10 protein-coding genes are annotated in these 11,356 nt (G+C 67.4%); 9 read left to right on the top strand and 1 reads right to left on the bottom strand.

The annotated features are described in order from the left end of the window. Positions 1-35 precede the first annotated feature (35 nt). The 8 genes from BLV92_RS12770 (at position 36) to BLV92_RS12805 (ending at position 7,841) form a co-directional block, all read left to right on the top strand. Positions 36-2,078, top strand: a complete 2,043-nt coding sequence (locus tag BLV92_RS12770; RefSeq protein WP_090545415.1) for a bifunctional 5-dehydro-2-deoxygluconokinase/5-dehydro-2-deoxyphosphogluconate aldolase — start codon at positions 36-38, stop codon at positions 2,076-2,078. Continuing rightward, positions 2,075-4,057: a 3D-(3,5/4)-trihydroxycyclohexane-1,2-dione acylhydrolase (decyclizing) gene (gene iolD / locus BLV92_RS12775; protein WP_090545417.1), complete on the top strand. Its 1,983-nt coding sequence runs from the start codon at positions 2,075-2,077 to the stop codon at positions 4,055-4,057. Before BLV92_RS12770 ends, iolD begins: the two co-directional genes overlap by 4 nt. Positions 4,058-4,085: 28 nt before the next feature. Next, entirely contained in the window at positions 4,086-5,012 is a 927-nt protein-coding gene (gene iolE, locus BLV92_RS12780) for a myo-inosose-2 dehydratase (protein WP_090545419.1), read from the top strand. Continuing rightward, positions 5,009-5,815 carry a 5-deoxy-glucuronate isomerase gene (iolB, locus tag BLV92_RS12785; protein WP_090545421.1) on the top strand — a complete coding sequence of 269 codons (807 nt, stop codon included), beginning with the start codon at positions 5,009-5,011 and terminating at the stop codon, positions 5,813-5,815. The genes iolE and iolB overlap by 4 nt, the downstream gene beginning before the upstream one ends. Before the next feature lie 140 nt (positions 5,816-5,955). Continuing rightward, positions 5,956-6,807: an RNase A-like domain-containing protein gene (locus BLV92_RS12790; RefSeq protein WP_090545422.1), complete on the top strand. Its 852-nt coding sequence runs from the start codon at positions 5,956-5,958 to the stop codon at positions 6,805-6,807. After that, entirely contained in the window at positions 6,808-7,089 is a 282-nt protein-coding gene (locus tag BLV92_RS12795) for a contact-dependent growth inhibition system immunity protein (protein ID WP_090545424.1), read from the top strand. It abuts the gene before it with no gap. 225 nt (positions 7,090-7,314) lie between these two features. Next, positions 7,315-7,524: a contact-dependent growth inhibition system immunity protein gene (locus tag BLV92_RS32050; RefSeq protein ID WP_244283790.1), complete on the top strand. Its 210-nt coding sequence runs from the start codon at positions 7,315-7,317 to the stop codon at positions 7,522-7,524. Positions 7,525-7,550: 26 nt separating this feature from the next. After that, positions 7,551-7,841: a contact-dependent growth inhibition system immunity protein gene (locus tag BLV92_RS12805; RefSeq protein ID WP_090545426.1), complete on the top strand. Its 291-nt coding sequence runs from the start codon at positions 7,551-7,553 to the stop codon at positions 7,839-7,841. Between the two features lie 80 nt (positions 7,842-7,921). Here BLV92_RS12805 and BLV92_RS12810 read toward each other — a convergent pair whose 3' ends face one another. Further along, positions 7,922-9,601, bottom strand: a complete 1,680-nt coding sequence (locus BLV92_RS12810; protein WP_090545428.1) for a methyl-accepting chemotaxis protein — start codon at positions 9,599-9,601, stop codon at positions 7,922-7,924. Positions 9,602-10,033: 432 nt separating this feature from the next. Between BLV92_RS12810 and BLV92_RS12815 the strand changes: the two genes are divergently transcribed. Next, positions 10,034-11,287 carry an MFS transporter gene (locus tag BLV92_RS12815; protein WP_090545430.1) on the top strand — a complete coding sequence of 418 codons (1,254 nt, stop codon included), beginning with the start codon at positions 10,034-10,036 and terminating at the stop codon, positions 11,285-11,287. Positions 11,288-11,356: the final 69 nt, after the last annotated feature.

Genomic DNA, 11,356 nt, shown 5'->3' on the forward strand with positions numbered 1-11,356 from the left:
CGCGCCGGCACGCAACGACTTACCGAGGAACGTTCATGGCTTCTACCCGCAACCTCCCGCCGGACGCCGCGAGCCCGCCCGCGTCCGGCGCCGCTCCGCGCTTCGCGCCCGGCCGCAGCGTCGACGTGATCTGCCTCGGCCGCCTCGCGGTCGATCTGTACGCGCAGCAGGTCGGCGCACGGCTCGAAGACGCGGCGACGTTCGCGAAGTATCTCGGCGGCTCGTCCGCGAACATCGCGTTCGGCTGCGCGCGGCTCGGGCTTGCGTCCGCGATGCTCACGCGCGTCGGCGACGACCACATGGGCCGCTTCCTCACCGACACCCTCGCGAACGAAGGCTGCGACGTGAGCCGCGTGCGGATCGACCGCGAGCGGCTGACCGGCCTCGTGCTGCTCGGCCTGAAGGACCGCGACACGTTCCCGCTGATCTTCTATCGCGAGAACTGCGCGGACATGGCCGTCGATGAGGACGACTTCGACGAGGCGTTCATCGCGTCGTCGAAGGCGTTGCTGATCACCGGCACCCACCTGTCGACCGGACAGGTGAACCGCACGAGCCGGCGCGCGCTCGACTACGCGCGCCGCAACGGCGTGCGCACCGTGCTCGACATCGACTACCGGCCGGTGCTGTGGGGGCTGACGGCAAGAGCCGACGGCGAGACGCGCTTCATCGCGAGCGAAGGCGTGAGCGCGCATCTGCAACGGCTGCTGCCGCTGTTCGATCTCGTGATCGGCACCGAGGAGGAATTCCGGATCGCGGGCGGCCAGGACACGCTGAGCGCGTCGCTCGCGGCGGTGCGCGGCGTGACTCGTGCCACCCTCGTCGTGAAGCGCGGGCCGCTCGGCTGCCAGATCGTCGAGGGCGACGTCCCGGCGTCGCTCGACGATCTGCCGGTGCAGCGCGGCGTCGAAGTCGACGTGCTGAACGTGCTCGGCGCCGGCGACGCGTTCGCAGCCGGTTTCCTGTCCGGCTGGCTGCGCGACGCGCCGCTCGAAGACTGTGCGCGCGCCGCGAACGCGTGCGGCGCGCTCGTCGTATCGCGCCACGGCTGCGCGCCCGCGATGCCGACGCCGGCCGAACTCGACTACTTCCTGCGCGAAGCAGCCGTCGATCCCGAGCGGATGCGCCGCCCGGACCGCGACGCGACGCTCGCGCGGCTGCATCGCGTGACGCCCGCGCGCACGCGGCGCGACGAAGTGCTCGGCTTCGCGTTCGATCACCGCAATCCGTTCTTCGAACTCGCGCAGCAGACCGGCGCGGACGAAGCGCGCATCCCGCACCTGAAGAACCTGTTCGTCGAGGCGGTCGCGCAGACCGAAGCGGCGCTCGGGCTGCAAGGCCGGGTCGGCGTGCTGATCGACGACCGCTACGGCCAGGACGCGCTGAACGCCGCGAGCGGGCGCGGCTGGTGGATCGGCCGGCCGGTCGAGCTGCCGGGCTCGGTGCCGCTCGTGTTCGACCACGGCCGCTCGATCGGCACGACGCTCGCCAGCTGGCCGCTCGAACAGACGGTGAAGTGCCTCGTGCAGTTTCACCCGGATGACCCGGCCGAGTTGCGCATCGAGCAGGAAGCGCAATTGCGCGCGCTGTACGACGCGACGCAGGCGAGCGGCCACGAACTGCTGCTCGAAGTGATCCCGCCGAAACGCGACGGCCTGCCGAACGCGCCGGACACCGTGTATCGCGCGTTGAAGCGGCTGTACAACATCGGCCTCTATCCGGAGTGGTGGAAACTGGAACCGATGGATGCCGCGCAGTGGCGCGCGATCGACGCGCTGATCGCGGAGCGCGATCCGTATTGCCGCGGCGTCGTGCTGCTCGGGCTGTCCGCGCCGGTCGACCAACTCGCGGACGGCTTTCGCGCGGCGGCCGCGTCGCGCACGTGCCGCGGCTTCACGGTCGGCCGCACGATCTTTCACGAACCGGGCCACGCGTGGCTGGCGGGCCGCATCGGCGACGACGAACTGATCGCGCGCGTGCGGCGCACGTTCGAAACGCTGATCGCCGCGTGGCGCGCCGCGCACGATGCGCATCGGGCGCAGAGCGCCGACCCCGCGCGCGAGGAGAAAGCCGCATGAACCAGCGCATCGTCACCGGCGCGCACGACACGGCGGCGACGCCCGCGTCCGCCGCCGCGCACGGCCATACCGTGCGCCTCACCGCCGCGCAGGCGCTCGTCCGTTATCTGGCCGCGCAGCGCGTCGCGTCGCAGGACGGCACGAGCCGCACCGAGCCGCTGTTCGGCGGCGTGTTCGCGATCTTCGGGCACGGCAACGTCGCCGCGATGGGCGAGGCGCTGTATCAGCACCGGCACGAACTGCCGACGCTGCGCGCGCACAACGAACAAGCGATGGCGCACAGCGCGATCGCGTATGCGAAAGCGCACTTCCGCCGCCGGATGATGGCCGTCACCACGTCGATCGGCCCCGGCGCGACCAACCTCGTGACCGCCGCCGCGCTCGCGCATGTGAACCGCCTGCCGGTGCTGCTGCTGCCCGGCGACGTGTTCGTGTCGCGCGCGCCGGACCCGGTGCTGCAACAGGTCGAGGACTTTCACGACGGCGGTCTGTCCGCGAACGACGCGCTGAAGCCGGTGTCGCGCTACTTCGACCGGATCGTGCATCCGGCCCAGTTGCTGACCGCGCTGCCGCGCGCGCTGCGCGTGCTGACCGACGCCGCGCTGTGCGGGCCGGTCACGCTCGCGTTGCCGCAGGACGTGCAGGCCGCGGCCTTTGACTATCCGGTCGAGTTCTTCGCGCCGCGGCTCGTCGCGTTCCATGCCCCCGCGCCGTCGCGCGTCGAAATCGACGCCGCGCTCGCGCAGTTGCAGCGCGCGAAACGGCCGTTGATCGTCGCGGGCGGCGGCGTGCTGTATGCGCGCGCGTCCGAGACGTTGCAGGCGCTCGCGGCCTCGCGCGGGATTCCGGTCGCGGAGACCCAGGCCGGCAAGGGCTCGCTCGCGTGGGACGATCCGCTGAACGTCGGCGCGCTCGGCGTGACCGGCTCGACCGCCGCGAACGCGCTCGCGCGCGGCGCGGACTGCGTGCTCGCGGTCGGCACCCGGTTGCAGGACTTCACGACCGGCTCGAACTCGCTGTTCCCGCATGCGCGCGTGATCGGCGTCAACGCGAACGGCTTCGACGCGCTGAAGCACGGCGGCCTCGCCGTGCAGGCCGACGCGCGGCTCGCGCTCGCGGCACTCGCGGGCGAACTCGGCGGCTGGCACGCCGACGCGAACTGGACCGCCCGCGCGCTCGCACTGGCGAACGAATGGCGGACCACCGTCGAGCGCGTGACGCACGCGCCGCAGCAGCCCGACGTACTGCCGTACGACGCGGACGTGATCGGCGCGGTGCAACGCTCGGGCAGCCGTTCGGCGGACGACGACATCGTCGTCTGCGCGGCCGGCACGCTGCCCGCCGAACTGCACAAGCTGTGGCGCGCGGGCCGGCCCGGCGCGTATCACGTCGAGTACGGCTACTCGTGCATGGGCTACGAGATCGCGGGCGGCCTCGGCGCGAAACTCGCGCGGCCCGAACGCGAGGTGATCGTGATGGTCGGCGACGGCAGTTATCTGATGATGAACAGCGAGATCGCAACGTCGGTGATGCTCGGCGCGAAGCTGATCGTCGTCGTGCTCGACAACCGCGGTTACGGCTGCATCAACCGGCTTCAACAGGCGTGCGGCGGCGCGCCGTTCAACAACCTGTTCGACGACTGCGCGCAGGGGCCGCTCGGCGCGCCGCGCATCGACTTCGCCGGACACGCGCAGGCGCTCGGCGCGCAGGCCGAGCACGTCGCGAACGTCGCGGAACTCGAAACCGCGATGCAGCGCGCGCGGGCCGCGACCCGCACCTGCGTGATCGTGATCGACACCGATCCGGCGCGCACGACCGACGACGGCGGCTGGTGGTGGGAAGTCGCGGTGCCGGAAGTGTCGCCGCGCCCGGCGGTGCGCGACGCACGCGCGCTCTACGATGCGCAGCTTGCCGCGCGCGGGCGCGGCGAGCCGTTGCCGGGCGTAGCCGCGCCCGGCGACAACAGCGACGAGACCTGACCCGCCACGCCCCACGGACGACTTCGCGATGACCCCATTCGACGTACGCATCGGCATCAACCCGCTGTCGTGGATGAACGACGACCTGCCGTCGCTCGGCGGCGAAACCCCGCTCGACGTCGCGCTGACCGAGGGGCGCGCGATCGGCTACGAAGGCTTCGAACTCGGCAACAAGTTTCCGCGCGAGCCGCACGCGCTGAAGGCGCTGCTCGCGCAATACGGCCTGTCGCTGGTATCGGGCTGGTACTCGGGGCGGCTCGCGCGGCGCAGCGTCGCCGACGAAATCGCCGCCGTGGACGCGCACCTCGACCTGCTCGCGCAGAACGGCGCGACGGTGATGGTGTACGGCGAAGTGGCCGACTCGATCCAGGGCGCGCCGCGCCCGCTGTATCAGCGGCCGCGCTTCTTCGGCGACGCGCAGTGGGACGACTACGCCGCGCGCGTCGATGCGTTCGCGCGGCACACGCTGTCGCGCGGCGTGCGGCTCGCGTATCACCATCACATGGGCGCATACGTGGAGACGCCGGCTGACGTGGATCGATTGATGGCGCGCACGAGCGACGCGGTCGGCCTGCTGTTCGACACCGGCCACATCGCGTTCGCGGGCGGCGATCCGCTCGCGGTGCTCGACGCGCACGCCGCGCGGGTATGCCACGTGCACTGCAAGGACGTGCGGCCCGCGGTGCTGAAGATCGCGCGCAACCGCAACTGGAGTTTCCTCGACGCGGTGCTCGCAGGCGCGTTCACCGTGCCGGGCGACGGCGCGGTCGATTTCGCGGCCGTCATCGCGCGGCTGAAACAGCATGGCTATCGCGGCTGGCTCGTCGTCGAGGCCGAACAGGACCCGGTCGTCGCGCCGTCGTTCGAATACGCGCAGAAAGGCTATCGCACGCTGCGCGCGCTCGTCGACGCGCCGCCCGGCTCGTCACCGGATGCAACGCAGGAGGCAGCATGAGTCTCATCGTGAAGGCGTCGCGCGAAGGCCAGACGATCGCGCGCGTCACGCCCGCCAGCGCGGGCTGGCGTTATGTCGGCTTCGCCGCGTACCGGCTGGACGCCGGCGAAGTCGTGTACGTGAACGAAACCGCGCGCGAAAGCTGCATCGTCGTGCTGACCGGCGCGGTGGACGTCGAGGCCGGCGACCAGCGGTGGTCGAGCCTCGGCTCGCGCGACAGCGTGTTCGAGGACGCCGCGCCGTATGCGGTCTACCTGCCGCCCGGCGTGAAGGCGACCGTGCGCGCGTCGCGTCCGGCCGAACTCGGCGTCGCGAGCGCGCCCGCGACAGGCGCGCTGCCCGCGCGGCTGATCGAGCCGTCGCAGATGAAACGCTCGACGCGCGGCAAGAGCCTGAACACGCGTTACGTGTGCGATATCCTGCCCCAGACCGAGCCGGCCGAATCGCTGCTCGTCGTCGAGGTGCGCACGCCGTCCGGGCATGCGTCGAGTTATCCGCCGCACAAGCACGACGCGGACCGCGCGCCGCAGGAGACCGCGCTCGAAGAGACCTATTACCACCGGCTGAATCCGCCGCAGGGTTTCGCGTTCCAGCGCGTGTACACCGACGCGCGCGACCTCGACGAAACGATGGCCGTCGAAAACCATGACGTCGTGATGGTGCCGCGCGGTTATCACCCGGTCGTCGTGCCGTATGGCTACGACTCGTACTACCTGAACGTGATGGCAGGGCCGCGCCGCGAATGGCACTTCCATAACGATCCGGCGCACGAGTGGATCGTCGAGCGGGATGCGCGATCGTAATGCTGCTGGTGTGACGGCCGGCGGATGCCGGTTCGCCTGATCTTTATCGCAGAGGTTCCCCGAATCATCCATTGCCCATTCCCTACCCTCGTGGTCGCCCGTTAGTTTGGTCATCCCAAACGACCACTGAGGGATTCGGAATGTCATACCAGACGGACCCGGACGGCGTGCGCGTGGTGCTGAGCGCGCCGCAACTGGCGGCGGTACTGGCCGGCGCGTCGATCAGCCCGACGGAGATGCTTTCCAACCGGCTGTGGGGCGGGTTGCAGGTCGTCGGCGGCGTGCTGGAAATGGTCGGCGCGGGCGCGTTGTGTGTGCTGCCCGAGCCGACGATGGTCAGCAAGGCCGGCTGCATCGTGTTCGGCGTGCATGGCTCGGACACGGCCGCCGCCGGGTTGCGGCAGGTCTGGACCGCTCAGGACACGGCCACGCTGACGCAGCAAGGCGCGGCGAAGCTGGCCGAAGCAATGAGGGCCAGCCCCGATCTGGCGAACAGCATCGGGCTGTCGCTGGATATCGCGGTGCCGTTCGGCTTCGCGGGATCGATCAATGCGGCGCGCGCGACGCGGGTCGCGATGGGCCGCGTCAGTCTTGAAATGCACGAGGCGAAGGCGGGGGGCCGGGTGGGTGGGCATACGCTGCGCAAGCATGTTGGGAGGACCGAAGCTCAGTTGCGGGAGAGGCTCCGGCTTGAGCCGACGCGACGCGTGGTATCGTCCTTCACGGATATTGAGCAGGCGGAATGGGCCATATCGGAGACGATGCGTGCAAATACCTTGAGAATCAAGGCGTGGGCTAGCTCACCGACAGACAACCTGGTTTTGAATAAAGACGTTGGACGAAAGATTGGCCATGCAATAATCAGAGAATCAGGGAGACTGGTAAATTCAAGCAGGGTTGTCGTCGTTCTAAAATACGAGACCCATAACGGGATGCCATACTACATTCTTACCGCCATGCTTGATGCGCAGACCAATATCGAAACGGATTAAATGAAATACGAAAATCTGAATCAGCTCATCAGAGGTCGCTTTAATGAAGATTTCGATTTATGGGGAAACTCCATTCCAGAACTGGTTTTGTCCTTCAAAAATGGATGCCCCAGGTCCATGATTGATGCAACCGCATTCGAAATAGATCAATTCAAAACTGACAACGCCGGGAATCTGGACGCGGCTTTCGAAAGGGAATTTGGCAAACAATGCAGCCCGCCCCTATGGGGCCACACGACCGACTCGTTTCTCGAAGAATTGAAACGACTCTTAAGCGAATAGCCGATCTCCACCACACCGGCACCCTGGCCTCTGAAATCGTGAAAACCTGGTCACCCGATCAGAAGCTTTTCAGTTCGTCATGAAAAAACATGCGCTGCGGATAAGCAGCATGGGCGAAAGTGCCCGTAGAAGGCCTGGATCTGGCCAGAGATGTCCTGAAATACGGTCGGCTGACAAGCTTGATTCGCTCCCGTTTTCACGAAAATCGACCTCCTTGGAAACTCGGTGGAAGAACTGGTTGCGTCCTATACCGAAGCGATGCCGAGGAGTTACATCGACGCGATCGTATCCGACATCGATTCGTTTAAATCCGACCATGCGGAGACACTGGACGCTGAATTCCGGAAGCGGTTCGGCCGCCAGTTCGATCCCGTGTTGTGGGCTTATACGACGCTATCTTTTCTGGACGAGTTAAAACGACTCTTGAGCGATTGACCCGCTTTTCGTGACATCCAGACCGAATGAATATCGACAGATACCCCACACTTTCGAGATTTATCCAGAATTATTTTGGAGAAGACTTTGAACTATGGGGAAATACGATCGAGGAAATCTTTGCGCTATATATGAGCGAAAGCGATCCGGCAGCACGTTCGATGCTGGAACAAGACATTGACAGCTTTCGCCGCGGCCATTCCCGCGACCTCGACGCCTCCTTCAAGGCTGCCTATGGACTGGCTTTCAACCCTGTGCCGTGGGGCCACACGACCGCTTCATTTCTCGAAGAATTGAAGCGACTTTTAAGCGAATAGCCGGCCTTCGCCGCGCATTCGAACGACCATAAGCCAGGGAAGCCGCCAACCGAACCCGCGTCAGCGGCCCCCACACCCTCTCACGCCAACTGAAACTTCCCGACAAGCCGCTTCAACGCCTTGGCCTGATCGTCGAGCGAGTGCGCGGCCGCGCTCGCCTGTTCGACGAGCGCCGCGTTCTGCTGCGTGCCCGAATCCATCTGCAGCACCGCGCGGTTGATCTCCTCGATGCCGGACGTCTGCTCCAGCGACGCAGCCGAAATCTCGCCGATGATGTCCGTCACGCGTTTCACCGCGCGCACCACCTCGTCCATCGTCTGCCCGGCGTCCTGCGCGAGCGTCGAGCCGTTGCCGACGCGCTCCACCGACGCGCTGATCAGTTCCTTGATCTCGCGCGCGGCCGCCGCGCTGCGCTGCGCGAGGTTGCGCACCTCGCCCGCGACCACCGCGAACCCGCGCCCATGCTCGCCCGCGCGCGCCGATTCGACCGCCGCGTTCAGCGCAAGGATGTTGGTCTGGAACGCGATCCCTTCGATCACGCCGATGATGTCCGCGATGCTCTTCGCGCTGTCGTTGATCTGGTTCATCGTCGCAACCACGCGGCCGACCGCCTGGCCGCCCTTCTCGGCGATCTCCGACGCGTTGGTCGCGAGCTTGCTCGCCTGCGCGGCGTTGTCCGCGTTCTGGCGCACCGTCGACGTCAACTGCTCCATGCTGCTCGCGGTGCGTTCGAGCGCGCCGGCCTGATCCTCGGTGCGCTTCGACAGGTCGAGGTTGCCGGTCGAGATTTCGCCGGCCGCGGACGCGATCGCCTCCGCGCTCGCAGCGATCTCGCCGACCGTCGTGGAAAGGCCGTTCTGCATCTCGCGCAGCGCGTACAGCATGCTCGACGAGTCGCGCCGGTCCAGCGCGACCGGCTGCGCGAGGTCGCCCGCCGCGATGCGGCCGGCGATCGCCTTCGCATACGCGGGTTCGCCGCCGAGCTGCTTCGCGAGCCGGCGCACGACCCACTCGCTGACGACGAACGCGATCACGAGCAGCGCGACGGTCATCGCGGCGATCATCACGAACGACGAATGGTAGATGAACGACGACGCCTCGATCGTCGCCTGCGCGGCGGTGCCGCGTTCCGCGACGATGTGGTCGACCTGCGCTTCGAGCTTGCCGGTTTCGACGAGCAGCGACACGTCCTGCATCGCGACCTGCCAGCCCATCTGCGTGAGGTCGAGCGGCTGCGCCTTCATCAGCGTGACGAAGTCGCGCAGATGGCCGCTCCACGTCGCGATCGCGGCCGTGAAGCGTTTCTGCTGATCGGCCGCCGCCGCATCGGCCTGCGGCACGTATTTCTGCACCGTGCCCAGTTCGATGTTCAGCGCGGCGAGGCTCTTGTCGATGTCGGCGCCGAGTTCGTCGCGCTCTTTCGCGGTGGTCGCGGTGAGCAGCATCTTCTGCGCGCGGCTCGCGCGCAGCATGTGGCCGCGGACTTCCTCCGCCGCGCGGCTCGCGACGAAGCCCTGGTCGTAGATCGATTGAGTGGAAGCGTTGAGCCGGCTGATCTGCGCGAGCGAGAATGCGCCGATCGCCAGCGTGCCGACGAGCACGATCGCGAACGCGACACGCAGCAGCGCCTTGACGGACAGCCCCGCGCGCTCGCGCTTGCGCGCGGCGTTGCGACTCCGGCGTGACGGCGCCTTGGCCGTCGAAGGTGCGCTGTCGGAAACGAAACCAGCGCGTTCGCCGGCCCCAGAAATAGCTTTCATCTTGTGTAGTCCCCTGCTTGTGGCCTGGCGCGCCGGCCGACGTCCGTTGCGCGCCGCAATCCGTACCCTGCGAGAAACGCGCGGCGGCGACCCCCGTCGTGCCGACGCCCCGCATGGTCCGGTTCCCCTTCGCGCGACGCTTCGTGGGCGCGCGCTCGCGGCAATGGGCTGATTTATACACGTACAAAATGTTGCTGTCGAAATCACCGATGCGCGGTGTCGACATTTCGGTGCAAAAAAAATCCAGTCAACATAATTTCGCCCCAAAACCGGGCATCCGTGCACGCAACCCTGTCCGGTTCTCGACAAAATATGTCCGTCCGATTCGAGCAGGACACATTACACTCCCGCTCACAACTCCTATACATGACCCGTTCACGCCGTTCCGCATCCGCGCGGCCCCGCGTGACACCACTCTTTCGTACCGACAACATGGAAACGAGCCTCGACAAGGGCGCCCTCGCCGGCGCCACCCCGGCGTCCGTTGCGCCGCCGGCCGCCGCAAGCGGCATTCCGCGCACCGTCTATTCCGTTCTCGGCGCGATCAGCTTTTCGCACCTGCTGAACGACATGATCCAGTCGCTGGTCCTCGCGCTGTATCCGATGTTCAAGAGCGGCTTTTCGCTGTCGTTCGCGCAGGTCGGGCTGATCACCGCGACCTACCAGATCACCGCGTCGCTGCTGCAGCCGTTCATCGGCGTTTATACCGACAAGCGGCCGATGCCGTACTCGCTGCCGGTCGGCATGGGCTTCACGCTGTGCGGGCTGCTGCTGATGTCGGTCGCGCCGACGTTCGGAATCCTGCTCGCCGCGTCCGCGCTGATCGGCTGCGGTTCGTCGGTGTTCCATCCGGAGTCGTCGCGCGTCGCGCGGATGGCGTCGGGCGGCCGCCACGGCCTCGCGCAGTCGCTGTTCCAGGTCGGCGGCAACGCCGGCTCGGCGATCGGGCCGCTGCTCGCGGCCGCGTTCATCGTGCCGCACGGCCAGCGCAGCATCGCGTGGTTCTCGGTCGCCGCGTTCGTCGGCATCGTCGTGCTGACGCAGATCGGCCGCTGGTACCGCAGCCACCCGACGACGCGCAAGGCGCGCCCGACGGCGGAGCGCGCCGCGCTGCCGAAGCGCCGCGTCGCGCTCGCGATCGGCGTGCTGCTGCTGCTCGTGTTCTCGAAGTACTTCTACCTCGCGAGCATCAACAGCTACTTCACGTTCTATCTGATGGACCGCTTCCAGCTGCCGGTGCAGGCCGCGCAGATCCATCTGTTCCTGTTCCTCGCGGCCGTCGCGGCGGGGACCATCGTCGGCGGCCCGATCGGCGACCGCATCGGCCGCAAGTACGTGATCTGGGTGTCGATCCTCGGCGTCGCGCCGTTCACGCTGCTGCTGCCGTACGCGAACCTGTTCTGGACCGGCGTGCTCAGCATCGTGATCGGCCTCGTGCTGGCGTCCGCGTTCTCCGCGATCCTCGTGTACGCGCAGGAGCTGATTCCGGGCAAGGTCGGGATGGTCGCGGGCCTGTTCTTCGGCCTCGCGTTCGGCCTCGGCGGGATCGGCGCGGCGGCGCTCGGCCACATGGCGGACGCGACCGGCATCGCGCACGTGTACAAGGTCTGCTCGTTCCTGCCGCTGATCGGCGTGCTGACGGTGTTCCTGCCGGACGTCGAAGGCAAGCGGCTGCGGCGCGGGTGACCGGCTGGCCCGCCACGGCGGGTCGGACGACGGCCGGTTGCCTTGCGGGGCGCCGGCCGTTTTTGTTGA

This window comes from Paraburkholderia caballeronis (assembly GCF_900104845.1).
GTDB classification, from domain to species: Bacteria; Pseudomonadota; Gammaproteobacteria; order Burkholderiales; family Burkholderiaceae; genus Paraburkholderia; species Paraburkholderia caballeronis.

Excerpts from the sequence above, each read along its gene's own strand:
- BLV92_RS12770 (WP_090545415.1), top strand. The coding sequence starts at position 36 with ATGGCTTCTACCCGCAACCTCCCGCCGGACGCCGCGAGCCCGCCCGCG.
- iolD (WP_090545417.1), top strand. The coding sequence starts at position 2,075 with ATGAACCAGCGCATCGTCACCGGCGCGCACGACACGGCGGCGACGCCC.
- iolE (WP_090545419.1), top strand. The coding sequence starts at position 4,086 with ATGACCCCATTCGACGTACGCATCGGCATCAACCCGCTGTCGTGGATG.
- iolB (WP_090545421.1), top strand. The coding sequence starts at position 5,009 with ATGAGTCTCATCGTGAAGGCGTCGCGCGAAGGCCAGACGATCGCGCGC.
- BLV92_RS12790 (WP_090545422.1), top strand. The coding sequence starts at position 5,956 with ATGTCATACCAGACGGACCCGGACGGCGTGCGCGTGGTGCTGAGCGCG.
- BLV92_RS12795 (WP_090545424.1), top strand. The coding sequence starts at position 6,808 with ATGAAATACGAAAATCTGAATCAGCTCATCAGAGGTCGCTTTAATGAA.
- BLV92_RS12805 (WP_090545426.1), top strand. The coding sequence starts at position 7,551 with ATGAATATCGACAGATACCCCACACTTTCGAGATTTATCCAGAATTAT.
- BLV92_RS12810 (WP_090545428.1), bottom strand. The coding sequence starts at position 9,601 with ATGAAAGCTATTTCTGGGGCCGGCGAACGCGCTGGTTTCGTTTCCGAC.
- BLV92_RS12815 (WP_090545430.1), top strand. The coding sequence starts at position 10,034 with ATGGAAACGAGCCTCGACAAGGGCGCCCTCGCCGGCGCCACCCCGGCG.